Here is a 24,349-nt window from a genome sequence, read left to right as displayed (position 1 = left end):
ATTTCTTGATTTTATAATATTGAACTATTTGTTTAATAGGTTAAACCTATTCACCTAATCATTCAAACCTTTCAATCAATCAACTAATTGAATAACAATGATAATTTATTAATTCACCACTTCCTTTATGCTCTAATGGTTTTACTTTGCTATCAGCTTAGTTGCTAACACACAACTTTTCAGCGGCTTCTTTTATAGGTAATATTCTTTCCACAACTGTCTTGGTGCTATCGATAGGCTTAAGCAGCACATCAATAGGCTGTGCTTTAATTTCTTTTTTATTCATCAATTCAGTTGCAATATCATTTAATGGATATTGCATTAATGTCGCAGGGTTAATAACGACCAAAGCCCCATTATGACGGCACTCTAACATGACCTCCTCACGAGTAAATGGCCAATCATCTCCAAATTGTTTCTTACTCACGGATGTTAACGGTGCAGAAAAAGCAGTACTTACGGTACCAGCCAATAACAGTGTGCAAATAATGAGTTTAAATTTCATGGTAGTGCCTTATCAAACATTAAAGATATCTTCGCGTTATTATCAATTAAATATAAAAGTTTAGCTAGATTGGCTGGTAGCTTGCAAAAATCGCCACCGAAAGGATAGCCATAGTCCCTAACAGTAACTCAACCCAACTGTTAATAATTAGGGTGTTGACCCGCCCTTTTTGTTTAATAATCGGTACGATGTAATAGCGATTGATAATAGCCAATAGAAGCATTCCCCCCACTAAAATGATCTTAAACCAAAGTAGTGATTGGTATTCTGACCCTGAATAGTTTAATGGCCAACCAGGTAAGAGCGTTATTGCACTAATGACTCCAGTAATAATAACCAGTGCAACAGAGATGTGACCATAACGCGAAAAACGCATCATGGTATTCACAATGTGTTTATCCATCCCTTCGACCATTTCTTTTTTATTGCGTAAAAATTGAATGCAAATTAAAAATGGCCACAAACCGCCAAACCAATAGGCTGAACTAATAAGATGAATGAATTGATTGATGCGGTGGAGGGTTCCGAGTAAGCCATCATGCATAGCCGCGTGCCCAATAAAAGCATGCAAACCAAGTAGGATCACTGAAAAAACCAATATGAGTTTCAATCGCAATTGGATTGGTTTTACAAATAAAACCAATAACAATAATACAGATGACAAAAGTTCCCAACGCCATACTTGACCGAATGACGTCCCTAAAACCCCTTGCCATATATCCAAATCGATACTATCTTGCCAACCATCTCCCATCAGGCCTGCTTGTGCAAGCATCCAACCAAAAGTTGTTAACACGGTAACGATGGCACAGAAGAAAATACCTTTATTCAAATAGCGGCTGAGCAAATAATTAAATGGCTCACGACTAAGTACCACTGCAAATATTGACATTCCACACATCAATATTGCAGCGATAAAATGAATAAAGCGAATAAGGGTATAAAAAGCTTCTAGTGACATATTATTTCACTGTAAAGCTATACGTTCCTTTTGTTTTGTGTCCATCGACAGAAACGACGCTCCAATTAACGTCATATTTCCCAGCAGCGAGCTTGTCTTCCACAGGGACAATCACTTTTGTATCGTTACTTGGGTCTAACGTTGCTTTACCGGTTTTCACTATTTTATTTTCAGGACCGATAATACTGACCTTAGTGAAATTAACTTCAATGCCTTCAGAAAAGCTTAATGAGATAGACTCAGGGGCTTGTTCTACTGCCGTACCTTCAGCAGGAAGTTGGTCTTTTAAGTGCGCATGTGCAAATGCCTGTTGGAACGACATACCTAAAAAAAGAACTGCGACTGCGCTAAGTTTGCGCCATGAAGATTTAATAGGGTTAATTGGCATAGTAACCTCTTAATTTGCAGGTGAATTTAGAATAATTACCAATCATTATACGGAAAACAAACCATTTTACCGCTTAAAAATGGGTTTTATCGGCCTATCCTGTGAGTTTTCACACAAAATGAAAAGAAAAAGACTTATGAACATTGAATTGCAGGATTCATGCCCATAAGCCTAGAGAGGTCTTTATGTATTACATGGAGATAAAACGATATTTCTATTTACTTACTGGCGTGTAGATTAAACATGTGTTGCCGCTGACATGTTTTTCAAATCTTTATCTAACAAGAATAGTGCCTTACCAGACTCACCCACCATATCCAGTTTATCCAGTACTGATTTAAATAATTTCTCTTCTTCGTGTTGCTCTGCAACATACCATTGTAAGAAATTAAATGTAGAATAATCTTGTGTTGTCATTGCTAAATGAGCCAATTTATTAATTTCACGAGTAATTAATTGCTCATGTTCATAAGTTTGATGAAATACATCGCTAATTGATTTGAAATCAACTGGTGGCGCTGCAATTTGCCCTAACAGGGGTAATGCCCCAGTGTCACTAAGGTAATCAAATAAACGCTGCATATGTTCCATTTCTTCTTGTGAGTGTGCTTTTAAGAACGCTGCAGCACCTTCATAGCCTTTGTCACTACACCAAGCGCTCATTTGCAAATAAAGATTTGCAGAATAAAATTCAAGGTTTAATTGTTCGTTTAATTTTTTGACCATATCTGTAGTTAACATATTTATGCCTTATCGATTAATTATTCATGAGTATATTATGCACAGTATTAAAACAATTAAAACCCTAAAACAATCTTAAAACAAAAAAATCCAATTTACTGATAATTAATAACTTTTGTTAAAAACAATAATAATCAATCTCATTATCTTTCCCTGCTTTTTCCCTTAATTACTAATATATAAATAGAGAAATTTAACTATTGTTTTTCATTATTCCAATTAAGGTATTGAGATTTTTTCTCATTATCCAGTTACAATAATGGCGTATGAATTTAACAGTAGAGATCAAATATGAGCCATAATCTTGCTTTATTGCCTAAAGATGAAATGGATAAGGTCAATGTCGACCTTTTAGCTTCCGGTGTTGCATTTAAAGAACGCTATAACATTGCCATCATTGCTGAAGCTGTTGAGCGAGAACAACCCGAGCACTTAAGGGAGTATTTCAGGGAGCGATTAGTCTACTACCGACAACTGTCGCAAAACTTTGCACGTATGCCTTATGAACCACGAAATCGCTAGTCTCACGAAGGCACAAAAGAAATGATACAAAAAAGGGATAACCTTAATGGTTACCCCTTGATTCTCAAGATTAAAAAATTTATTTCGCCGTATTATATGTCACTGTATTATTTTGGCAGTCTACCGCGACTGAATAATGTAAGTCAGATTTTGCACCACGAACAACTAACGGTACCCTGTAGCCTGTTTCCGTTTTAGTGACTTCACTATCATTGACCCATGCAACCGCTTTCTTGCCTAAAGCCGCTTTTTCATCTGTCCAGCGAGGTAAACGATTATGCATAAAATCGCTTTTCACTTGTGCTGCAATTTGTGGCTCAGTTAACGTACCACAACTGACGAAAGGCGCTGCTTTACCTTCTTCATTATTTGCGCTTAACGCAAAAGAGCTAAAAACCAGCGCACAAGTACCTAAAACTACAGCAATTTTTTGATTCGCTTCCATACCATCCTCCGATACCTATTACTAGGTAAAGATTTTTGATTAGTTTAGCGGCATATTTCAGCCTATCAGATACCAGTTATCTTCTGGTTATTATCTAGTCTTCATTGATAAATAGAATGACTTAACTAATATTAATCTATCAGGTTTATGCATGGATGTTAATAGTATGTTTACAGATTATTAATTTTCATCATCAAAACGAACATGGATTTGCTCTTTACCTTGGTGCTTCTCCCTAATTTCTTGAGCAACTAATGCAATTGCCTCACCACTACTCATACCTTCCGCCATCAATTGATGAATTTTTTCAACTGCTTCTTGCTGTTCTTGGTGATTAAGTGCTGGCATACCAGAAAACATGGTTTAAACCTCATGAATAAAAGACTAAAATCAATAGTTAACATTTTAACATCTCTTCGATTATTAAGATAAGAATATATGTTAATCTGTATTGATTCACTTGCGGAAATTTAGACTCATCATTATGGTTATCAAAAAAATCCAATTACCTTATAGCCCAAACACTGCCATTGATTATTTTACTCCACTGGCACACCAGCCATGGGCGATGTTACTGCATTCAGGTAATGCAAAACACTCACATAATCGCTTTGATATTATCGTTGCTGACCCTATTGCCACACTGACGACTTATCAGCTTGAAACAACTATCTCAGAGCAAAATCAGGCCCCTATCGTTTCTGAATCAGATCCTTTTGAACTTCTTCAAGGGTTGCTTGATAAATACCAACCGAAATACCAGGAAGAGACCGAATGTCCCTTCAACGGCGGTGCCCTCGGCCTTTGGAGTTATGATTTAGGCCGGCGCATTGAAAAATTACCTGAAATTTCAACCACAGAACTACAATTTCCAGACATGGCGGTTGGCATCTACTTGTGGGCACTTATCGTTGATCACCATAATAAAACAACTACATTAATTAGTTATGATGATGTTGATGCTCGGTTAGCTTGGCTACATAGTCAAAAAAAGGGCCGTAAAAACAAATTCCAATTAACCTCGGCATGGCAATCTAATATGTCTGAAGAGACATATCATCATAATATTGCGCGCATCCATGAATATTTACGTAATGGTGATTGTTATCAAATTAATTTAGCACAAAGATTTAAAGCTAAGTATAAAGGAGATGAATGGAATGCGTTTTTAGCGCTACTTGAGCGCAATGGAGCTCCCTTCTCTTCATTTATACGTCTCCCCGAAAATGCGGTTATCAGTATTTCACCGGAACGTTTTATCTTTCTGCAAGATGGGGATATTCAAACCCGCCCAATAAAAGGAACGCTTCCGCGCCTAGATAATCAACAAGATGATCTTGCACAAGCTGAAAAACTGGCTAATTCAGTTAAAGACCGCGCAGAAAACTTGATGATTGTTGACTTGCTACGCAATGATATTGGTCGCGTTGCCAAACCGGGCACGGTCAGTGTTCCTGAATTATTTGCTGTTGAAGCTTTCCCGGCAGTGCATCATCTGGTCAGTACCGTCACGGCAAAGTTAGATAGCCAATACCGTGCAACTGATTTATTACGAGCGTGTTTTCCTGGGGGTTCAATAACCGGCGCACCAAAAGTGCGTGCAATGGAGATAATTGAAGAATTAGAACCCCATCGCCGACATGGCTATTGTGGAGCAATCGGCTATATTAGTTTCAATGGTAATATGGACAGCAATATTACTATTCGTACTTTACTGACATATAAAAAGCAGGTTTATTGTTGGGCTGGCGGTGGTATCGTTGCAGATAGCCAAGCAGACAAAGAGTACCAAGAAACCTTTGATAAATTAAGCCTGATTTTACCTTTATTAGGAGCGCTCAATAACGATGACTGAACTGAATAACTTTATCAATCGTTTTCAGTTTACTTTGCCGGCTACCCGCCAGTCTGGACCTAAGGCGGGTAAATCGGCAGCCGTTCTTTTGCCCATTATCAATAAACCCAATCCGACATTACTTCTCACACAACGCTCTCCTTTTTTACGCTCCCATGCAGGCCAGGTCGCATTTCCAGGAGGGGCAAGTGACCCGGAGGATGGTACGCTTGTGAATACCGCGCTGCGTGAAGCATATGAAGAAGTGGCCATCCCTCCTGAAAAAGTCACGGTACTGGGTCAGTTAAGCCCCTTGCAAAGTTATGGTGGCTATGAAGTTACGCCAATCGTTGGTTTGGTACCAAATAACATTCAATACCAAGCCAACCCTAGTGAAGTCGCTGCTATCTTTGAAGTTCCCTTATTTGATGCCCTTTCATTACAACGCCATAAATATGTCGATATTAACCGTTCAGGGCGGCATAACCGCATCTTTTTTTATTGGTATAAGGGGCATTTAGTTTGGGGGTTAACCGCTTCAATTATTCACCAACTTGCTTTGCAATTGGATTAACGTTTAACACAACTTTTCACCATACAATGTTACTATTGCAGTAAAATCTATTTAAGATGACAAAATATCACGTCATATATGACAAAATATACCTCTACTACCTGTCGCTTTTTTAGCCACATCACAGACATTTTGTGCTATTTACAATCAATTACCCTTCAGCAACTACCTTATTTCAAAAAATACTTTAAACTTACTGGTTAACACTACTAAATAACAGTAAAGTAGCGCCTTTTAAAATAATGCACTACATTTTCATCTTTTTTTTAAGGAGTCCTGCGTGATAAGCGTTTTCGACATGTTTAAAGTGGGCATAGGCCCTTCAAGCTCTCATACCGTTGGTCCAATGAAAGCTGGGAAAGAATTTGTCGATGATTTAGTAAGCAAAAATTTATTACCTAACGTCACTCGTATTTCTGTGGATGTTTATGGGTCATTATCGCTTACTGGAAAAGGGCACCATACTGATATCGCCATTATTATGGGGCTAGCAGGTAACTTACCTGCCACTGTCGACATTGAATCCATCCCAACTTTTATCAAAAATGTAGAAGAAACAGAAAAGTTATCATTAGCGAATGGTCTTCAGGTCGTTGACTTCCCTAATGAAGGTGGCATGAATTTTCGTCAAGACAACCTGCCATTGCATGAAAATGGCATGACAATTCATGCTTTTGCAGGTAATGAAGAAATTTACACCAAAACTTATTATTCCATTGGTGGTGGTTTCATTGTCGATGCAGAGCATTTTGGCGAATCTACTCTTGATAGCAAACCGGTCTCTTATCCGTTTAACTCTGCGGAAGAGCTACTACTAAATTGTAAAAAATCAGGCCTTTCGATTTCTAGCTTAATGATGAAAAATGAGTTAGATCTTCATTCTAAAGAAGAGATCGAAGCCTATTTCGCTGATGTATGGCAGACAATGCAAGCCTGTATTGAGCGTGGTTTAAGCACCGAAGGTGTATTGCCGGGCCCATTGCGTGTTCCTCGCCGTGCACCGGCACTAAACCGAATGGTCACTTCATCAAGTAAGCTATCTAATGACCCTATGAATGTGGTTGACCTGATCAATATGTATGCCTTAGCAGTGAATGAGGAAAATGCAGCAGGCGGCCGTGTTGTAACAGCACCGACTAACGGTGCGTGTGGTATCGTACCTGCCGTTTTAGCGTATTATAATCATTGCATAGAACCGGTAACGCCAGAGCTGTATATGCGTTATTTCTTAGCTTCAGGCGCCATTGGTATTTTATACAAAATGAATGCTTCCATTTCAGGAGCTGAAGTTGGCTGCCAAGGGGAGGTCGGTGTGGCATGCTCTATGGCTGCAGCTGGTCTGGCCGAATTATTTGGCGGTAGCCCTGAGCAAGTTTGTATCGCTGCTGAAATCGGCATGGAACACAATTTAGGTCTAACTTGTGACCCTGTTGCTGGTCAAGTACAAGTTCCTTGTATTGAGCGTAATGCAATCGCATCTGTTAAAGCGGTGAATGCCACACGTATGGCCCTACGCAGAACAAGTGAGCCACGGGTTTCACTTGATAAAGTCATTGAAACTATGTACGAAACCGGGAAAGACATGAATGCGAAATATCGTGAGACATCCCGAGGCGGGCTAGCCATCAAAGTACAATGTGACTAATTTTATTCTCAATTAATTTAAGCCTTAAGCACCCTTTCCTATTCTGTTATGTCTTTGAACAGTATTTTGAGGGTGCTTTTTTAATCTGCATTAAAAAGTTTTCTTTATTTTTTAGTCACCTTTCTCTTCCTAAACGCTCCAATTCACCTAATCAATTACCCATAATTTTTTCATTGAATTAACTCGCTTTTCTTATACTCAACACATCACATCAAAACGAAATTCATACTATTTTGTGCTAAAGATTGTTTTGAGCTGAGCAAGAGATAACTAATTTCCACTAAAAATTGATTACTTTTCACTCTAAAAATCAATATGGCACTATTTTATTTACTTTTTTTGTTACCGATAACACAAAAAGAAACCAGCAAAAACAAAATAATCAGATTATTAATTTTATTTAATTAAAATGAATAGCAGAAAAATGCAATTCGATATCAATTTTTAGGTGTATTCTTATTTTTCTGACGCGAAACAAGTTTTTAGGATAATGCAAGATGATATGCTAATAATGTAATTGATACTAACAGTGCCATAAATGAGTTTATGGCTATTATAAGACGTTTGTAATTATTCAGCTAAAATTATCATACAGGGGAAACTGATAAAAAGGAGTCTAACTTAAGTGTCCATTTTATCGACAGATAATGTTTTGTTTTATCTATCTATGAGGGAAAAATAGTGAGTATAGCTATTATGATTGGTACACACGGAGTCGCTGCAGAGCAGCTTCTTCGAACAACCGAAATGTTAATAGGCGAACAAGATAATGTGTCGTTTATTGATTTTATCCCTGGGGAAAACGCAGATACCCTATTTGATAAGTACACCCAAAAGCTAACTGATTTAGATACATCAATGGGTGTCTTATTCCTTGTTGATACATGGGGAGGCAGTCCATTTAACGCAGCTAGTCGCATTGTTAATGAACATGATAATTATGACATTATCACGGGTGTAAATGTTCCAATGTTAGTTGAAACATTCATGTGCCGTGACGATAACCCATCAATGAATGAACTTATCACTGTCGCCCTAGAAACGGGTCGTGGTGGTGTTCGTTCATTTAAATTCAAAGAAGTTGAAGCTGAACCTGCTCCTGTAGTCTCGAGTACTCCTGCCCCTGCACCAGTGAAAGCCGGCCCCGGTGAACATATGGTGATCGCACTTGCTCGTATTGATGACAGATTAATTCACGGGCAAGTCGCAACACGCTGGACGAAAGAAACCCAAGTTAAGCGCATTATTGTGGTCAGTGATGACGTAGCAAAAGACCAAGTTCGCTCTACATTGTTAAAACAAGTCGCACCACCAGGTGTCACTGCACATGTTGTCGATGTTGCTAAATGTATTCGCGTTTACAATAACCCGAAATACGCTGGTGAGCGCGTTATGTTGCTTTTCACTAATCCAACTGATGTTAAACGTATCGTCGAAGAAGGTGTTGACGTCAAGTCCGTTAATATTGGTGGAATGGCATACCATGATGGCAAAACAATGGTCACAAATGCCGTTTCTATCAACCAAGAAGACATTGATGCATTTAATTATTTGAACGACAAAAAGATTGAACTTGAAGTTAGGAAAGTCTCATCAGATAGCAAAGTTTATATGATGGACTTGATTAATAAGCTCAAAAAATAATTTTTATAGCCATTTTTTATATTAATTTTAATCCATTACTCAAAACAGATTTTAAAACTTTTGGTTACAGGAGATTAAACAATGGAACTTACCGTTGTTCAAATAGTAATGGTCTTCATCGTCGCGTGTATCGCGGGGATGGGATCAATCCTTGATGAATTCCAATTTCACCGTCCTCTCATTGCCTGTACGCTTATAGGTATTGTTTTGGGAGATATGAAAACGGGTATCATCATCGGAGGTACATTAGAAATGATCGCACTTGGGTGGATGAATATCGGTGCTGCCGTTGCACCTGATGCCGCTTTAGCTTCTATCATTTCAACGATTCTCGTTATTGCTGGTGGTCAAAGCATTGGTGCAGGTATTGCCATCGCCATCCCACTCGCAGCAGCGGGACAAGTATTAACCATTATTGTTCGTACTGTAACGGTTGCATTCCAACATGCTGCTGATAAAGCCGCCCTCAATGGTAATCTAACTGCAATTGGCTTTATCCATATCTCAGCTTTATTACTGCAAGCCATGCGTATCGCAATACCTGCGTTAATTGTCGCCATTTCTGTTGGTACATCAGAAGTACAACAAATGTTGGATTCTATCCCGCAAGTTGTTACTGACGGCCTGAATATTGCTGGTGGTATGATTGTTGTTGTCGGTTATGCGATGGTTATCAATATGATGCGTGCAGGCTACTTAATGCCGTTCTTCTACTTAGGCTTTGTTACCGCGGCATTTACTGACTTCAACCTGGTTGCTCTTGGGGTTATCGGTACTGTTATGGCTATTTTATATATCCAACTCAGTCCAAAATACAATAAATCGCAAACTGTTGTTACGCAAGGAAATAGTAGCAATAACAACCTTGATAATGAGCTAGACTAGGAGGAACGTATAATGGTAGATATCACTAAGCCAACGGCTAAAAAGCTTACACAAAGCGATATTCGCGGCGTATTCTTACGGTCTAACCTATTGCAAGGTTCTTGGAACTTTGAGCGTATGCAAGCCCTAGGCTTCTGCTATTCAATGGTTCCCGTTATTCGTCGTCTTTATCCTGAAAATAATGATGATAGAAAACAAGCCATTAAGCGCCATCTTGAATTCTTTAATACACATCCGTATGTTGCAGCGCCTGTTCTGGGTGTCACAATGGCAATGGAAGAGCAACGTGCCAATGGTGCAGACATTGATGACGGTGCAATAAATGGTATCAAAGTCGGTCTAATGGGGCCATTAGCCGGTGTTGGTGACCCAATTTTCTGGGGAACTGTTCGCCCAGTATTTGCGGCTCTCGGTGCAGGTATCGCAATGACGGGTAGCTTACTTGGCCCTCTTCTGTTCTTTGTTTTGTTTAATCTTGTACGTTTATTAACCCTTTATTATGGTGTTTCATATGGCTACAAAAAAGGGATTGATATTGTTCAAGACATTGGTGGCGGTTTCCTACAAAAACTAACCGAAGGAGCATCAATTCTCGGTTTATTTGTTATGGGAGCCTTGGTCAATAAATGGACACATGTCAATATTCCACTTGAAGTGTCGCGGATCAAAAACCCAACAACAGGTGCTGAAGATATTACCACCGTCCAAATGATCCTTGATCAACTCATGCCAGGTTTAGTACCACTATTGCTAACCTTCGCCTGTATGTGGCTGTTACGTCGTAAAGTTAACGCATTGTGGATTATTATCGGCTTCTTTGGTTTGGGTATCCTTGGTGCTTGGTTAAACTTCTTAGCACCATAATTTTCCACCATTATTTGAATTGGGAGGTTGCAGCCTCCCTTTTTTAATTTTAAGCTCTGCATTATGTTCACTTATCCAAGGGTTCACAAATGACCTTCAATGATGCCATTCTTGCTATAATCATTTTGATCATGCTTGTTTATGCAATTTATGATGAATTCATTCAGCATTTGCTAAAGGGTAAAACATTATTAAAAATTAATCTAAAACGAAAACATCGGGCCGATGCTATTATTTTTATTGTTCTAATTTGTATCGTTATTTATACAAATATTGTACGCCATGGTAATTTATTAACCACTTACTTATTATTGATTACTATTTTTATGTCAATCTATTTGGCGTTTATAAGAACACCTAAGCTATTCTTTAAACAGAATGGTTTTTATTTTGCCAATGCATTTATATTATATGACAGAATAAAAACAATGAACTTATCCGAAGACGGTGTATTAATAATAGGTTTGGAAAAAAAGAAAATTAACATCCAAGTTTCACATCTTGATGATTTACAAAGAATTTATGAATTCCTTATTAATCATAAGTAAATAAGTTTTATATTATCACTAAAAACAAGGTTAATTATAAATTTAATTAACCTTGTTTTTGTCAATATCCTTATTGATAATAATTCTCAATAACATTTAATATCCACAATTAATTAAGTGTTGCCTTTAATATAAAATATGGTATCTTTCTTTCCACGTCATTGGGGAGTAGCCTGTTCTGGTTTCATATATAAGACCAGAAAGTCCGTATCAACATACTCGTTTGGTTTCAAACGTGGTGCGGACACCAAAATTCGGTTGGCAAGACCATAGACACATAAATAAGCCTTTTGGTTGGGGGTAATTTATGTGTATATGGAATCACCCAACCGAGGTTCTATTATGAGTTTCTATGCTACCCTTATCTTAGCCCTTGCCCTATCAATGGACGCCTTCGCTGTTGCTATTTGTAAAGGCGCCGTACTTCATAAACCCCGCTTTAGAGAAATTCTCCGTACTGGTTTTATTTTTGGTTTTATTGAAGCCATTACACCGATTATTGGTTGGGGTATCGGGATCTTAGCTAGCCAATATGTTATCCGTTGGGATCATTGGATTGCATTTGGTTTATTGTTTGTTTTAGGTGCTAGAATGATCTGGCAGAGTATTAAAACAAAAGATGAAGAATGCTGTTCTAAACCTTCTAGTCATAGCTCAACAAGCCTTATCTTTTCTGCGATAGCCACCAGCCTTGATGCAATGGCTATCGGTCTAGGTTTAGCTTTCTTGCAAGTGGATATCGTTCATACTGCAATGACTATCGGCTTAATGACAATGATTATGGCAACTATTGGTATGATGATTGGCCGCTATGTTGGCCCATTACTCGGAAAAAAAGCAGAAATTATCGGTGGGTTGGTTCTAATAGGTATTGGTTTTAATATTTTATTTGAGCACCTCGAATTATTTATGTATGCCCATTAGTTTTTGTGCCCCCTTATATGGGGGCAATAACCTTACTCTGCATCAGATTGATAAACGCGAATTAAAAAATCAGCCGTATATTCTTTCACTTCAGCTTGTTGCAGATTCTCTTTGACCTGTTCTGATGCACGCCAAGCAAATGGGGTCATCATCAACAATTCATAAGCTTCTTGCCCTGTCAGTGCCATTTTATAATTTAATTGGCAACTATCTATTAGCGAAAAATTTGGTAAATCTTCATCTTTAGTTGGATGTAACTTAACCTCATCGTAAATTAACGCTTTTAATTCTTGCAGATGCTCTGCCGCAGGCGTAACAGTAATTAACATACCTTTAGAAACTAATACACGGCTTAATTCTTGTGCTTTGCAGGGTGCGTAAATTCGGACAACTCCACCTAAGCTGTTATTTGAGAATGGCAAGCGATGGCTTGTACCGACGCAAAAACGAACGGATTTATACCGTTTCGCCGCATAGCGAACCGCCACTTTCGAAACATCTAAGCCCAGAACCGTATATTTTTCAAAATGTTTTGCAAGTTCCCGAGAGAAATAGTCTGTGTAATACCCTTCCCCACAACCAATGTCTAACAAACTAGTATTAGATGATGGAATAAACTGAATAATTTTTTCTGCCACCTTTTCACGCATCGGGTGGTAATGTCCTGCATCAAGAAATTGTCTACGTGCTTGCATCATTTCAGCATTATCACCGGGGTCTTTAGACCGTTTATGTTGTACGGGCAACAAATTAACGTAACCCTCTTTCGCACAATCGAACTGGTGATTTTCTGCGCAGCGATAGCTGTTATGCATAAAGTTAAGTGGTGTAAAGCAGAGGGGGCATTGATAATTCATAAAAGTCACTGATTTAAAAATAAGGGTGAGTATACCATATTCAAATTAGTTTTCTTTCTGTTATATATATTGCTTTTTAACTGTACTTTTTGTTCTATGAAAGAAATAAAAAAACATTAGCAGGTGTATCATGATGAAAATTAGGTTAGCAACTCCCGATGAAGCTGAACATCTTTGGTTTATACGCAACCAAGCCATTCGCCATGGTTGCACAACGAGTTTTGATGCAAAAACGATCAGCGCCTGGACACCTGATGAAATGCCAGTAAGTTATATACGTATTGTGAAGAATAACCCATTCTTTGTCGCGGTAAATAAAAATGATGAACCCGTTGCAACTGGCTATCTTAATCTAGAGGCTAACAGTGTTGATGCCATATTTACTTTACCACAGTACACTGGCTGCGGAGCTGCGGGCTTAATATTAGATGCTATTAAAGCTGAAGCCAAAAAGCGAAATATTAAAAAATTGGTATTAGATTCATCACCGAATGCGGAACGCTTTTATCAGAAACATGGATTTACTTCGATTAAGCATGCTAGCTACTACTCTTCTCTTGCTCAAGTTGAGTTAAATTGTGTTCAAATGGAAATTGAATTATAACTTTCAATATAACTTGAATTAAAAGCCACTAACCTTTTGTGGCTTTATTATACCTAATATTGACTGTCTTTAAGAACGCAATGTTGAATAACTGAATAACTATTAAAAATCAGCAAATTCAGGGATAGGCTTACGCCCATGGGACTCTAAAAAATCCAATACACGGCGTGGAGTAACATTTAAAATTTGTGATTGCGGAAAATCAATTGATTCCAACATTTCAACTACGCGGTCAAAACGGCCGAGATACCCAGCAAAATGCGAGTCCGAACCTAATGCTACCCACCCGCCAGTTTCTTTAACGGCCTTTGCTATTTCTAAACAATTCTTTTGACTACCCGCTCTTGAATGCAAGAATGAGGAGTTATTCATTTCCAAAGCCACATTACAATCTTTCGCAGCTTGTGCTACCGCTTTAATATCAATGGGATATTTGGGATTTCCCGGATGGGTAATTATTTGCACTTTACCGCTACGGATCGTGGCAATCATAGCTTCTGTATTATCAGCTAAACTTTGGGGTTCAAGAACCGGTTCATGGAAACCAGCTAAAATAATATCCAAATGACGAGCAATCTTTTCATTGCAGTCTGTCTCACCCAACTTGTTTTTTATATTCGCTTCAATACCGTACAATAAACCAACGCCATCAACAATTCTCGGTAAGATAGGCATATTACCAAAGTGCCATTCATGCGGAGCATCTTGCATTTCAGGGCCGTGGTCGGTAATCGCAAAGAGTTTCACACCTCGACTTGCGGCTTCAGCAAAATATTCATTAACAGTGCTATATGCATGGGTGCTGGCAATGGTATGCGCATGTAAATCAACTTGATACATAAATGATATCCTTCTAATTCTTTTATTTTCCTTCTGAGTCAATCCGCTCAAAAAAGACTCTACCAACCTAACATATCAGCTTATAAGTTTCGATAGTCATTCCCCTAAACCGCATTTTATCGACATATTGGATAAAATCCGAAGAGACATTTTGGATAAAAAAACCCGCGATTATTGCGGGTTAAAATATACGGAATTAAAAATTAACCTAATCAACTAAGATACGTTTATTGGTTGCACCCCACAAAATTGACATTTCGGTAAATAATGCACCGCTGATGTCTTCAACCTCTTCGGCCGTAATTTCAGCATGACCTTGTTTGCCAAAAAATACAACTTCATCTCCCGGGCTAACGTATTTTAAATCAGTAACATCAACCATGACCGTATTCATTGATGTTTTTCCTAAAACAGGAACTGTCTGGCCATTAATTAATGCATGTCCCGCATTGCTAAATACACGGCGATAGCCATCTGCATAACCTACAGGGATATTGGCTAATACAGAATCACGCTTCAAGGTATAAGTTCTATCATAACCCACTGTATTACCTTTCGGATAATGATTGACAGAGGCGATGTTCGATTTCAGCGTCATCACGCGTTTATAGTCATTTGTCGCAATGGTATCACCGTAGAAAATACCACCTACACGTACCATATCCAACCATGATTCTGGTACGGTAATGGTTGCATAAGTATTCGCGACATGTAATGTAATGTCTTCACGTTTTAACCCTGTCACATTCAAGACTTGTTGAGACTCTTTCTTGAATTTCGCAAGGTCTTTACGGATCTGAGCTTCATCCTCTTCTGGATAATGAGACATAATGCCCACGATTTTTAATTGCGATAACTCCGCGATCTGTTTTGCTTCATCTAAGCCAGATGCACTACTGACGTCTAGCCCATTACGGGACATCCCTGCCGAGTTTAGCGCAAGATGGATAGGGATCACTTTATTTTGTTTTTTCGCAATCGCATTCAAGCGCTGCGCCATTGCTAAATTACCAATTAACTCTTCTGTCTCATATTGTGTGGCCTGAGCCATTTCTTGTTCTGTCGCACTTCTCACTCGCATTAAGCGGCCTTTAAAACCTAAGTCTCTCACGGTTTTAAGCTCTTGGTTATTTGTTACCCCAATACATTGCACATTATTTTCAATCATTATTGGCGTAACTAAAGAAAGGTCATGTCCATAGGCATCCCCTTTCAAAACAGCGCACAGAGAAGACTTATCCCCCAGCAAGTTTTGTACTTTTTTGATATTAAAATCTAATGCACCACGTGATATTTCAATCCATGCGTTATTAACCACCGCAGGTTGGTTTTGTGTCGCATAAGTTTCTACTGGTGTTTTGATATTATTTGGTTGCTGACAAGCTGTCGCAGCAACTAATAAAGGGAGTAATGCCAGATACTTCAAACGTAAAGCCACTTATTATTCCTTATATCTAGTGATTTCTACCAAGATATTATTTTTAGGGTTCTGGGTTGATATAGACAAAATTTGTATAGGTTTTAAATAATACCAACCTTAGCATTTCAAACAAGTAATAATTCACGATTTATGCATAAAAAATCACTTATACATAAACATAACTCTTTCATCACATTGATTTTGATTTTCTAAAAATAAAACATTTGGTTGAAATCACCATAAATTAAATTATTTTTATTATTTAATAAGTTAGCCGTATTGTTTCACTAATATTTAATTTTGTTACATTTTTTATTTGGCGAATTAAAATGCTTAAATGATAATAACTATCAATTAGGAACTATTGCTAAATATCACTCAATCCATAAGGCTATGTTATGAAGTACAAATTACTCGCACTCATTATTCCAACACTACTTACTGCTAATGTTGCTAACTCCGCTGAAATGTACAATAAAGATGGTAATAAGCTTGATGTGTATGGGCAAATCGATGTTCGCCATCATATTGCCAAAAGCCGTAGTGGCGAAGATGGTGATGACTCACGTGTCAGACTGGGGCTAAAAGGTGACACACAAATCACCGACCAACTCATTGGTTTTGGACGTTTTGAATGGGAAACTAAAACTAACCAATCTGAATCAACTGAAGAAAATAGTAATCGTTTAGCTTATGCAGGCTTAAAATTTGCAGATTACGGCTCCCTTGATTATGGCCGCAATTATGGTGTTATTTATGATACCAATGCTTGGACAGACGTATTACCTCTCTGGGGAGCGGATACGATGGATCAAGAAGATAACTACATGCTAAGCCGTAACCGTAATTTACTCACTTATCGCAATAATAATGCCTTTGGTTACATTGATGGTTTAAGCTTTGCATTACAATATCAGGGGAAAAATGGCGAACAAAACCTGTCATCCGGTGATGAATTAACCGATAACGGCGATGGTTTTGGTTTATCTACAGCTTATGAATTAGGTTATGGTATTTCCCTCGGTGGTGGTTACTCCTCATCTTCCCGTACACCAAAGCAAAAAGATGCCACAACTAGCAGTGCGACTGGTAAACGGGCTGAAGCTTGGAACGTAGGGGGAAAATTTGAATACGAAGATCTCTATTTCGCAGTCATGTATGGCCAAACGCTTAATATGAGCCGTTTTGGTAATGATAATATGGAGTCAGTAGCAAATAAAACTCAGAACTTGGAAGTGGTTGCCCTATATTCTTTTGACTTCGGTTTAACCCCATCAATTGGCTATAACTATTCCAAAGGTAAAAACTTAGGCAACTTTGGAGATAAAGAATTAGTAAATTATATCGCCATCGGCTCAGCTTATGACTTTAATAAAAACCTAAGTGCTGTCATCGACTATAAAATCAACTTGTTAAACGATAATGATTTTACTGACCACTACAAAGTGAATACCGATAACGTACTTGGTTTAGGGTTAGTGTATCAGTTCTAATTTTAGAATTGAGTGAAAAGCAAAAGCGTCTGTAAATTACAGGCGCTTTTTTACGGGTAAGCTTTGACAATAAAAATATCTCTCATCATCTTCATGACCTATTCCCTAGGAACGGGAAGCTCTGTTGCTTTACCCTCGATAAAGCAGTTGTAAGATACAAAAGTATCTAACCCCATACATAGAGGCCCCTTTTCCTAAATAAATTCCTATAATGGTATACCTATTTTTTCTAACGTCTTTGGTACTAATAAAAAAAGGCACCAGTAAAAAACTGATACCTCAATTATTGTTGCCAAATAACATTCACAGAATATGACAGCACAGGGCAACTCTATTACTCTACAAAATGATGCTTACCTTACACATTAACACCTTTCATTCCTTCAGCAGTATAACGGGAACCCACAGGTTGAAAGCTTTCTAGCGCTTGTGTTATTTGCAGTAAATCCTCCGATGTTAGGTCAATATCAGCGGCAGCAAAGTTATCTTCAAGGTGTTTAACTTTATTCGTTCCTGGTATTGGTACAATGTTATCTCCTTGAGCTAGCAACCAGGCCAGTGAAATTTGAGCAGGTGAACATGACTTGTTACTTGCCATCTGCACGATAAAGTCAGCTAATGTGCGATTAGCTCTAAGGTTCTCTGATGTGAAACGCGGTAGCGTATTACGTGCATCATCGCTCTCGAACCTACTTTCGGCATTAAAGCGCCCTGTTAAGAATCCACGTCCTAACGGGGAATAAGGTACAAAACCAATCCCTAATTCTTGGCAAGTTGGCAATATTTCCGTTTCAACATCACGCGTCCAAAGCGAATACTCAGTTTGGATTGCAGTAACAGGATAAACTGCGTGTGCCCTTCTAAGGGTTGCCGCACTCACCTCAGACAACCCAATGTGAGCAATTTTCCCTTCAGCAACTAACCCCGCCAGCGTGTGCATTGTCGTCTCTATTGATGCAGAGGGATCTAGACGATGGATATAATACAAATCAATACATTCAACACCTAATCGACGAAGAGAGCTTTCACAGGCGCTGCGTATATATTCTGGACTATTATCAATCCTTCTCTCATATTCACCTGGTCGGCGAACAATACCGCACTTTGTCGCGATTTTAACATCAGAACCTACTTGTTTAAGAAAATGCCCAATCAACTCTTCGTTATGAAAATTGCCATAAGTATCCGCAGTATCCAGCATCGTACAGCCTAGTTCGATAGCTTTTTGTAGCACAACCATGGCAGCCTGATCATCTTGCGGCCCATAGAACTCGCTCATCCCCATACAACCGAGTCCAATTGCCGAGACTTCAAGTCCATTACCCAAAATACGTTTTTTCATTATCGCTCTCCCTTGGTTTATTTTATGTTTTTCAGTATATTTTCCATAAATGGAGATTTATATGACTAATGAAAGCAATCCATTTTCCAATAATGGAAAACAAAACGATAGACAGCATTCAAATTGGGATGATGTCAGAGTATTTTTAGCGATTGCTCGAGAAGGCACGCTAAGTGCTGCATCTAAAGCATTGAAACTTGGAATTGCAACCACATCTCGGCGTTTAGAACGCCTAGAAGAGGCATTACATGTTCGGCTATTCACTCGAGACCAGCTTGGTTACAAGCTTACCGATGAAGGAAATGCATTAATTTCTCAGGCTGAAGCCTTAGAACAGGCGGGTTATGCATTTGGCAATGCCGCGCGGAGAAAAAGCGAAAGCGTGATGGGCCATGTTTGTTTAGCTACCGCTCAAGGCTTAGCCGATCATCTAATCATCCCTGCTCTGCCTTCACTAACCAACGTGAACCCTAATCTCACAATTGAAATTGTAACTGGGGTGTCGACAGTGAATTTACACAGGCGTGATGCGGATATTGCACTGCGTATGGTTAGGCCTGAACGCGGTAATGTGCGTATTCGTAAATTAGGCACATTGGGGTTTGGCCTTTACGCCTCAGAGAGTTATTTACAGCGTAGACCAAATCCAAACAGATTGAGCTCTCTAGAACAAGATGATTTTATCGGTTGGTCGGAAGCACAGCAGCACCTCCAATCAGCACAATGGTTAGAAAGAACGCTAAGAGGAAGAGCTTGCCGGCTCACTACCAGTACGATGTCAGCACAATTTAGCGCAGTCCAAGCGGGTATTGGCATGGCTGTTTTGCCGCATTTCATTGCCCAAAAGATGGGACTGATTTGCCTACAAGATAATATAGGCTGTGACCAACCTATTTGGCTAGTCATTCACTCTGATCTCGCTCACTCACGAAGGATCAGGGTTGTCGCTGATTTTTTGAATGAGTTAGTTGCAAAGGAACATGAGAGGTTGCTGATGCCATAAGCTCCCTCCACTTTGACACGGGCTGATACCATTATTTAGCCAGCGAATGTTTATAGCGGGATTAAAGCAAAGGGCTAATATCTAATATTTCAATCAATGGGAGAACAGCCAGTATGTTGTTTTTACCTTTAAAATTTGCCAAGATAGCCAGGTAAAAGACTTCAGACCTACCACACAATCAGCGGCTATATTGGCTTATGTCGATTAGCTCTATTCTAAGGATCCTACTATGGCCCCCTTTCATCAATTAGCAGCGACAAGTCTCGGCGGGCAACTTATCTCTATGAAAGACTACGCTGATAAGGTGGTTCTCGTTGTTAATACCGCCAGTCATTGTGGTTTTACACCACAATACAACGGCTTAGAATCACTCTACAAGAAATATGCTCCTCAGGGCTTTGTGGTGCTTGGTTTCCCCTGTAATCAGTTTGGCAAACAAGAACCCGGTAGCGCTGAGGAAATCGCGCAGACCTGCTTTATTAACTACGAAGTGAGCTTTCCAATATTCGAAAAAGTCGACGTTAATGGGAGCTCTGCTCACCCGATATTCCGTTACCTGAAAAACGAGCTACCAGGTCTAATGGGTGGGCGGATCAAGTGGAACTTTACTAAATTCTTGGTCGGGCGTGACGGTAAACCGCTCAAACGCTTCGCACCATTCACTACCCCTGAAAAAATGGAAGCAATAATCCTTTCTGCACTTCAAATTTAAGTGTTCACTAATTTGCTCAATTAAATCGAATGCTATTAAAGACTAAAAAACAAAAAAGCCCACTTTTACATGGGCTTAAGTTGTTATTTTGCCAGCCAGTGCCAGCTAATTCTTATTGGGGGATTATTCCCACTCTATTGTAAACAAGACATTTTTATCTTTTATATTCAATGGCTTATTTTCCTGCTAATTGGTAATACCATGAAAAATACCATGCTCAGAAAAGGCTTAACAATATTTTGAAAAATTGCCTACTGAGCGCTGCCGCACAGCTCCATAGGCCGCTTTCCTGGCTTTGCTTCCAGATGTATGCTATTCTGCTCCTGCAGCTAATGGATCACCGCAAACAGGTTACTCGCCTGGGGATTCCCTTTCGACCCGAGCATCCGTATGAGACTCATGCTCGATTATTATTATTATAGAAGCCCCCATGAATAAATCGCTCATCATTTTCGGCATCGTCAACATAACCTCGGACAGTTTCTCCGATGGAGGCCGGTATCTGGCGCCAGACGCAGCCATTGCGCAGGCGCGTAAGCTGATGGCCGAGGGGGCAGATGTGATCGACCTCGGTCCGGCATCCAGCAATCCCGACGCCGCGCCTGTTTCGTCCGACACAGAAATCGCGCGTATCGCGCCGGTGCTGGACGCGCTCAAGGCAGATGGCATTCCCGTCTCGCTCGACAGTTATCAACCCGCGACGCAAGCCTATGCCTTGTCGCGTGGTGTGGCCTATCTCAATGATATTCGCGGTTTTCCAGACGCTGCGTTCTATCCGCAATTGGCGAAATCATCTGCCAAACTCGTCGTTATGCATTCGGTGCAAGACGGGCAGGCAGATCGGCGCGAGGCACCCGCTGGCGACATCATGGATCACATTGCGGCGTTCTTTGACGCGCGCATCGCGGCGCTGACGGGTGCCGGTATCAAACGCAACCGCCTTGTCCTTGATCCCGGCATGGGGTTTTTTCTGGGGGCTGCTCCCGAAACCTCGCTCTCGGTGCTGGCGCGGTTCGATGAATTGCGGCTGCGCTTCGATTTGCCGGTGCTTCTGTCTGTTTCGCGCAAATCCTTTCTGCGCGCGCTCACAGGCCGTGGTCCGGGGGATGTCGGGGCCGCGACACTCGCTGCAGAGCTTGCCGCCGCCGCAGGTGGAGCTGACTTCATCCGCACACACGAGCCGCGCCCCTTGCGCGACGGGCTGGCGGTATTGGCGGCGCTGAAAGAAACCGCAAGAATTCGTTAACTGCACATTCGGGATATTTCTCTATATTCGCGCTTCATCAGAAAACTGAAGGAACCTCCATTGAATCGAACTAATATTTTTTTTGGTGAATCGCATTCTGACTGGTTGCCTGTCAGAGGCGGAGAATCTGGTGATTTTGTTTTTCGACGTGGTGACGGGCATGCCTTCGCGAAAATCGCACCTGCTTCCCGCCGCGGTGAGCTCGCTGGAGAGCGTGACCGCCTCATTTGGCTCAAAGGTCGAGGTGTGGCTTGCCCCGAGGTCATCAACTGGCAGGAGGAACAGGAGGGTGCATGCTTGGTGATAACGGCAATTCCGGGAGTACCGGCGGCTGATCTGTCTGGAGCGGATTTGCTCAAAGCGTGGCCGTCAATGGGGCAGCAACTTGGCGCTGTTCACAGCCTATCGGTTGATCAATGTCCGTTTGAGCGCAGGCTGTCGCGAATGTTCGGACGCGCCGTTGATGTGGTGTCCCGCAATGCCGTCAATCCCGACTTCTTACCGGACGAGGACAAGAGTACGCCGCAGCTCGATCTTTTGGCTCGTGTCGAACGAGAGCTACCGGTGCGGCTCGACCAAGAGCGCACCGATATGGTTGTTTGCCATGGTGATCCCTGCATGCCGAACTTCATGGTGGACCCTAAAACTCTTCAATGCACGGGTCTGATCGACCTTGGGCGGCTCGGAACAGCAGATCGCTATGCCGATTTGGCACTCATGATTGCTAACGCCGAAGAGAACTGGGCAGCGCCAGATGAAGCAGAGCGCGCCTTCGCTGTCCTATTCAATGTATTGGGGATCGAAGCCCCCGACCGCGAACGCCTTGCCTTCTATCTGCGATTGGACCCTCTGACTTGGGGTTGATGTTCATGCCGCCTGTTTTTCCTGCTCATTGGCACGTTTCGCAACCTGTTCTCATTGCGGACACCTTTTCCAGCCTCGTTTGGAAAGTTTCATTGCCAGACGGGACTCCTGCAATCGTCAAGGGATTGAAACCTATAGAAGACATTGCTGATGAACTGCGCGGGGCCGACTATCTGGTATGGCGCAATGGGAGGGGAGCAGTCCGGTTGCTCGGTCGTGAGAACAATCTGATGTTGCTCGAATATGCCGGGGAGCGAATGCTCTCTCACATCGTTGCCGAGCACGGCGACTACCAGGCGACCGAAATTGCAGCGGAACTAATGGCGAAGCTGTATGCCGCATCTGAGGAACCCCTGCCTTCTGCCCTTCTCCCGATCCGGGATCGCTTTGCAGCTTTGTTTCAGCGGGCGCGCGATGATCAAAACGCAGGTTGTCAAACTGACTACGTCCACGCGGCGATTATAGCCGATCAAATGATGAGCAATGCCTCGGAACTGCGTGGGCTACATGGCGATCTGCATCATGAAAACATCATGTTCTCCAGTCGCGGCTGGCTGGTGATAGATCCCGTCGGTCTGGTCGGTGAAGTGGGCTTTGGCGCCGCCAATATGTTCTACGATCCGGCTGACAGAGACGACCTTTGTCTCGATCCTAGACGCATTGCACAGATGGCGGACGCATTCTCTCGTGCGCTGGACGTCGATCCGCGTCGCCTGCTCGACCAGGCGTACGCTTATGGGTGCCTTTCCGCAGCTTGGAACGCGGATGGAGAAGAGGAGCAACGCGATCTAGCTATCGCGGCCGCGATCAAGCAGGTGCGACAGACGTCATACTAGATATCAAGCGACTTCTCCTATCCCCTGGGAACACATCAATCTCACCGGAGAATATCGCTGGCCAAAGCCTTAGCGTAGGATTCCGCCCCTTCCCGCAAACGACCCCAAACAGGAAACGCAGCTGAAACGGGAAGCTCAACACCCACTGACGCATGGGTTGTTCAGGCAGTACTTCATCAACCAGCAAGGCGGCACTTTCGGCCATCCGCCGCGCCCCACAGCTCGGGCAGAAACCGCGACGCTTACAGCTGAAAGCGACCAGGTGCTCGGCGTGGCAAGACTCGCAGCGAACCCGTAGAAAGCCATGCTCCAGCCGCCCGCATTGGAGAAATTCTTCAAATTCCCGTTGCACATAGCCCGGCAATTCCTTTCCCTGCTCTGCCATAAGCGCAGCGAATGCCGGGTAATACTCGTCAACGATCTGATAGAGAAGGGTTTGCTCGGGTCGGTGGCTCTGGTAACGACCAGTATCCCGATCCCGGCTGGCCGTCCTGGCCGCCACATGAGGCATGTTCCGCGTCCTTGCAATACTGTGTTTACATACAGTCTATCGCTTAGCGGAAAGTTCTTTTACCCTCAGCCGAAATGCCTGCCGTTGCTAGACATTGCCAGCCAGTGCCCGTCACTCCCACTCGATTGTAAACAAGCACAC

At 41.3% G+C, this 24,349-nt stretch carries 26 protein-coding genes, 1 pseudogene and 1 riboswitch; of the genes and pseudogenes, 16 read left to right on the top strand and 11 right to left on the bottom strand.

Translation table 11 applies throughout. From position 1 onward, the window contains the following. Positions 1-157 precede the first annotated feature (157 nt). The 4 genes from FVA72_RS10395 to ftnA form a co-directional block, all read right to left on the bottom strand. A complete protein-coding gene (locus FVA72_RS10395) occupies positions 158-505 on the bottom strand; it encodes a YebY family protein (protein ID WP_004253900.1) in 348 nt (115 codons plus the stop codon). Between the two features lie 64 nt (positions 506-569). Further along, positions 570-1,466, bottom strand: a complete 897-nt coding sequence (gene copD, locus FVA72_RS10390; protein WP_110591782.1) for a copper homeostasis membrane protein CopD — start codon at positions 1,464-1,466, stop codon at positions 570-572. A 1-nt stretch (position 1,467) separates the two neighbouring features. Then, positions 1,468-1,854, bottom strand: a complete 387-nt coding sequence (gene copC, locus FVA72_RS10385; RefSeq protein ID WP_004253895.1) for a copper homeostasis periplasmic binding protein CopC — start codon at positions 1,852-1,854, stop codon at positions 1,468-1,470. A gap of 237 nt (positions 1,855-2,091) precedes the next feature. Next, positions 2,092-2,595, bottom strand: coding sequence for a non-heme ferritin (gene ftnA / locus FVA72_RS10380; protein WP_004253892.1), 504 nt, complete (start codon positions 2,593-2,595; stop codon positions 2,092-2,094). A 291-nt stretch (positions 2,596-2,886) separates the two neighbouring features. On the opposite strand from ftnA, the gene FVA72_RS10375 reads away from it, so the two are divergent. Continuing rightward, positions 2,887-3,117 (top strand): DNA polymerase III subunit theta, encoded by a 231-nt coding sequence (locus FVA72_RS10375; protein ID WP_004253885.1) that lies wholly within the window; start codon positions 2,887-2,889, stop codon positions 3,115-3,117. A 79-nt stretch (positions 3,118-3,196) separates the two neighbouring features. On the opposite strand, the gene yebF is transcribed toward FVA72_RS10375, so the two are convergent. Both yebF and FVA72_RS10365 read right to left on the bottom strand, forming a co-directional pair. Then, positions 3,197-3,562 carry a protein YebF gene (gene yebF, locus FVA72_RS10370; RefSeq protein ID WP_004253880.1) on the bottom strand — a complete coding sequence of 122 codons (366 nt, stop codon included), beginning with the start codon at positions 3,560-3,562 and terminating at the stop codon, positions 3,197-3,199. 180 nt (positions 3,563-3,742) lie between these two features. Continuing rightward, complete coding sequence (locus tag FVA72_RS10365; protein ID WP_004253877.1) at positions 3,743-3,922, bottom strand: YoaH family protein; 180 nt, start codon at positions 3,920-3,922, stop codon at positions 3,743-3,745. Positions 3,923-4,046: 124 nt separating this feature from the next. On the opposite strand from FVA72_RS10365, the gene pabB reads away from it, so the two are divergent. The 8 genes from pabB to mntP all read left to right on the top strand — a co-directional run bounded on the left by pabB (position 4,047) and on the right by mntP (position 12,480). Continuing rightward, on the top strand, positions 4,047-5,417 hold the full coding sequence (pabB, locus tag FVA72_RS10360) for an aminodeoxychorismate synthase component 1 (protein ID WP_110591783.1): 1,371 nt from the start codon (positions 4,047-4,049) through the stop codon (positions 5,415-5,417). Beyond that, a complete protein-coding gene (locus FVA72_RS10355) occupies positions 5,410-5,970 on the top strand; it encodes a CoA pyrophosphatase (RefSeq protein ID WP_004253869.1) in 561 nt (186 codons plus the stop codon). Before pabB ends, FVA72_RS10355 begins: the two co-directional genes overlap by 8 nt. A 280-nt stretch (positions 5,971-6,250) precedes the next feature. Next, the gene (locus FVA72_RS10350; RefSeq protein ID WP_036957685.1) at positions 6,251-7,615 is read left to right on the top strand and encodes an L-serine ammonia-lyase; all 1,365 of its coding nucleotides are present in this window, start codon (positions 6,251-6,253) and stop codon (positions 7,613-7,615) included. Positions 7,616-8,296: 681 nt separating this feature from the next. Next, the gene (gene manX, locus FVA72_RS10345) at positions 8,297-9,259 is read left to right on the top strand and encodes a PTS mannose transporter subunit IIAB (protein WP_206535593.1); all 963 of its coding nucleotides are present in this window, start codon (positions 8,297-8,299) and stop codon (positions 9,257-9,259) included. 81 nt (positions 9,260-9,340) lie between these two features. Beyond that, the gene (locus tag FVA72_RS10340; RefSeq protein ID WP_004253851.1) at positions 9,341-10,144 is read left to right on the top strand and encodes a PTS mannose/fructose/sorbose transporter subunit IIC; all 804 of its coding nucleotides are present in this window, start codon (positions 9,341-9,343) and stop codon (positions 10,142-10,144) included. Positions 10,145-10,156: 12 nt separating this feature from the next. Then, on the top strand, positions 10,157-11,008 hold the full coding sequence (locus tag FVA72_RS10335; RefSeq protein ID WP_004253848.1) for a PTS mannose transporter subunit IID: 852 nt from the start codon (positions 10,157-10,159) through the stop codon (positions 11,006-11,008). 89 nt (positions 11,009-11,097) lie between these two features. Next, positions 11,098-11,556, top strand: coding sequence for a DUF986 family protein (locus FVA72_RS10330; protein ID WP_004253844.1), 459 nt, complete (start codon positions 11,098-11,100; stop codon positions 11,554-11,556). Between the two features lie 151 nt (positions 11,557-11,707). Continuing rightward, positions 11,708-11,852: riboswitch (yybP-ykoY riboswitch) on the top strand. 46 nt (positions 11,853-11,898) lie between these two features. Continuing rightward, complete coding sequence (gene mntP, locus FVA72_RS10325; RefSeq protein ID WP_004911288.1) at positions 11,899-12,480, top strand: manganese efflux pump MntP; 582 nt, start codon at positions 11,899-11,901, stop codon at positions 12,478-12,480. 32 nt (positions 12,481-12,512) lie between these two features. Here the strand turns inward: mntP and rlmA are convergent, their stop codons facing one another. After that, a complete protein-coding gene (rlmA, locus tag FVA72_RS10320) occupies positions 12,513-13,337 on the bottom strand; it encodes a 23S rRNA (guanine(745)-N(1))-methyltransferase (protein WP_036957684.1) in 825 nt (274 codons plus the stop codon). Positions 13,338-13,470: 133 nt separating this feature from the next. Here rlmA and FVA72_RS10315 point away from each other — a divergent pair, with 133 nt between their 5' ends. After that, a complete protein-coding gene (locus FVA72_RS10315) occupies positions 13,471-13,941 on the top strand; it encodes a GNAT family N-acetyltransferase (protein WP_164565706.1) in 471 nt (156 codons plus the stop codon). A 102-nt stretch (positions 13,942-14,043) separates the two neighbouring features. On the opposite strand, the gene FVA72_RS10310 is transcribed toward FVA72_RS10315, so the two are convergent. Both FVA72_RS10310 and alr read right to left on the bottom strand, forming a co-directional pair. After that, the gene (locus FVA72_RS10310) at positions 14,044-14,781 is read right to left on the bottom strand and encodes a phosphatase (RefSeq protein WP_004253839.1); all 738 of its coding nucleotides are present in this window, start codon (positions 14,779-14,781) and stop codon (positions 14,044-14,046) included. 208 nt (positions 14,782-14,989) lie between these two features. Continuing rightward, positions 14,990-16,219 (bottom strand): alanine racemase, encoded by a 1,230-nt coding sequence (gene alr, locus FVA72_RS10305; protein WP_110591785.1) that lies wholly within the window; start codon positions 16,217-16,219, stop codon positions 14,990-14,992. A gap of 380 nt (positions 16,220-16,599) precedes the next feature. Between alr and FVA72_RS10300 the strand changes: the two genes are divergently transcribed. Then, positions 16,600-17,694 (top strand): porin, encoded by a 1,095-nt coding sequence (locus FVA72_RS10300; RefSeq protein WP_110591786.1) that lies wholly within the window; start codon positions 16,600-16,602, stop codon positions 17,692-17,694. Positions 17,695-18,052: 358 nt separating this feature from the next. Here FVA72_RS10300 and FVA72_RS10295 read toward each other — a convergent pair whose 3' ends face one another. Then, positions 18,053-19,036, bottom strand: coding sequence for an aldo/keto reductase (locus FVA72_RS10295; RefSeq protein ID WP_004253824.1), 984 nt, complete (start codon positions 19,034-19,036; stop codon positions 18,053-18,055). A gap of 61 nt (positions 19,037-19,097) precedes the next feature. On the opposite strand from FVA72_RS10295, the gene FVA72_RS10290 reads away from it, so the two are divergent. The 5 genes from FVA72_RS10290 to FVA72_RS10265 all read left to right on the top strand — a co-directional run bounded on the left by FVA72_RS10290 (position 19,098) and on the right by FVA72_RS10265 (position 23,697). Further along, the gene (locus tag FVA72_RS10290) at positions 19,098-20,039 is read left to right on the top strand and encodes a LysR family transcriptional regulator (RefSeq protein ID WP_110591787.1); all 942 of its coding nucleotides are present in this window, start codon (positions 19,098-19,100) and stop codon (positions 20,037-20,039) included. A gap of 229 nt (positions 20,040-20,268) precedes the next feature. Further along, positions 20,269-20,751, top strand: coding sequence for a glutathione peroxidase (locus FVA72_RS10285; RefSeq protein ID WP_110591788.1), 483 nt, complete (start codon positions 20,269-20,271; stop codon positions 20,749-20,751). Positions 20,752-21,181: 430 nt separating this feature from the next. Next, on the top strand, positions 21,182-21,997 hold the full coding sequence (gene sul2, locus FVA72_RS10275; protein WP_001043260.1) for a sulfonamide-resistant dihydropteroate synthase Sul2: 816 nt from the start codon (positions 21,182-21,184) through the stop codon (positions 21,995-21,997). A gap of 60 nt (positions 21,998-22,057) precedes the next feature. Then, a complete protein-coding gene (gene aph(3'')-Ib, locus FVA72_RS10270; protein ID WP_001082319.1) occupies positions 22,058-22,861 on the top strand; it encodes an aminoglycoside O-phosphotransferase APH(3'')-Ib in 804 nt (267 codons plus the stop codon). After that, positions 22,861-23,697 (top strand): aminoglycoside O-phosphotransferase APH(6)-Id, encoded by an 837-nt coding sequence (locus tag FVA72_RS10265; protein WP_000480968.1) that lies wholly within the window; start codon positions 22,861-22,863, stop codon positions 23,695-23,697. Before aph(3'')-Ib ends, FVA72_RS10265 begins: the two co-directional genes overlap by 1 nt. Before the next feature lie 106 nt (positions 23,698-23,803). Here FVA72_RS10265 and FVA72_RS10260 read toward each other — a convergent pair. Beyond that, positions 23,804-24,208 (bottom strand): annotated as a pseudogene (locus FVA72_RS10260) (IS91 family transposase); the annotation flags it as partial. Between the last annotated feature and the right edge of the window lie 141 nt (positions 24,209-24,349).

This window comes from Providencia sp. PROV061 (assembly GCF_011045655.1).
Classification (GTDB): Bacteria; Pseudomonadota; Gammaproteobacteria; order Enterobacterales; family Enterobacteriaceae; genus Providencia; species Providencia hangzhouensis.
Note: the sequence above shows the minus strand (reverse complement) of the source record. Positions and strands in the feature narration are given on the sequence as shown.

Excerpts from the sequence above, each read along its gene's own strand:
- FVA72_RS10395 (WP_004253900.1), bottom strand. The coding sequence starts at position 505 with ATGAAATTTAAACTCATTATTTGCACACTGTTATTGGCTGGTACCGTA.
- copD (WP_110591782.1), bottom strand. The coding sequence starts at position 1,466 with ATGTCACTAGAAGCTTTTTATACCCTTATTCGCTTTATTCATTTTATC.
- copC (WP_004253895.1), bottom strand. The coding sequence starts at position 1,854 with ATGCCAATTAACCCTATTAAATCTTCATGGCGCAAACTTAGCGCAGTC.
- ftnA (WP_004253892.1), bottom strand. The coding sequence starts at position 2,595 with ATGTTAACTACAGATATGGTCAAAAAATTAAACGAACAATTAAACCTT.
- FVA72_RS10375 (WP_004253885.1), top strand. The coding sequence starts at position 2,887 with ATGAGCCATAATCTTGCTTTATTGCCTAAAGATGAAATGGATAAGGTC.
- yebF (WP_004253880.1), bottom strand. The coding sequence starts at position 3,562 with ATGGAAGCGAATCAAAAAATTGCTGTAGTTTTAGGTACTTGTGCGCTG.
- FVA72_RS10365 (WP_004253877.1), bottom strand. The coding sequence starts at position 3,922 with ATGTTTTCTGGTATGCCAGCACTTAATCACCAAGAACAGCAAGAAGCA.
- pabB (WP_110591783.1), top strand. The coding sequence starts at position 4,047 with ATGGTTATCAAAAAAATCCAATTACCTTATAGCCCAAACACTGCCATT.
- FVA72_RS10355 (WP_004253869.1), top strand. The coding sequence starts at position 5,410 with ATGACTGAACTGAATAACTTTATCAATCGTTTTCAGTTTACTTTGCCG.
- FVA72_RS10340 (WP_004253851.1), top strand. The coding sequence starts at position 9,341 with ATGGAACTTACCGTTGTTCAAATAGTAATGGTCTTCATCGTCGCGTGT.
- FVA72_RS10335 (WP_004253848.1), top strand. The coding sequence starts at position 10,157 with ATGGTAGATATCACTAAGCCAACGGCTAAAAAGCTTACACAAAGCGAT.
- FVA72_RS10330 (WP_004253844.1), top strand. The coding sequence starts at position 11,098 with ATGACCTTCAATGATGCCATTCTTGCTATAATCATTTTGATCATGCTT.
- mntP (WP_004911288.1), top strand. The coding sequence starts at position 11,899 with ATGAGTTTCTATGCTACCCTTATCTTAGCCCTTGCCCTATCAATGGAC.
- rlmA (WP_036957684.1), bottom strand. The coding sequence starts at position 13,337 with ATGAATTATCAATGCCCCCTCTGCTTTACACCACTTAACTTTATGCAT.
- FVA72_RS10315 (WP_164565706.1), top strand. The coding sequence starts at position 13,471 with ATGAAAATTAGGTTAGCAACTCCCGATGAAGCTGAACATCTTTGGTTT.
- FVA72_RS10310 (WP_004253839.1), bottom strand. The coding sequence starts at position 14,781 with ATGTATCAAGTTGATTTACATGCGCATACCATTGCCAGCACCCATGCA.
- FVA72_RS10300 (WP_110591786.1), top strand. The coding sequence starts at position 16,600 with ATGAAGTACAAATTACTCGCACTCATTATTCCAACACTACTTACTGCT.
- FVA72_RS10295 (WP_004253824.1), bottom strand. The coding sequence starts at position 19,036 with ATGAAAAAACGTATTTTGGGTAATGGACTTGAAGTCTCGGCAATTGGA.
- FVA72_RS10290 (WP_110591787.1), top strand. The coding sequence starts at position 19,098 with ATGACTAATGAAAGCAATCCATTTTCCAATAATGGAAAACAAAACGAT.
- FVA72_RS10285 (WP_110591788.1), top strand. The coding sequence starts at position 20,269 with ATGGCCCCCTTTCATCAATTAGCAGCGACAAGTCTCGGCGGGCAACTT.
- sul2 (WP_001043260.1), top strand. The coding sequence starts at position 21,182 with ATGAATAAATCGCTCATCATTTTCGGCATCGTCAACATAACCTCGGAC.
- FVA72_RS10265 (WP_000480968.1), top strand. The coding sequence starts at position 22,861 with ATGTTCATGCCGCCTGTTTTTCCTGCTCATTGGCACGTTTCGCAACCT.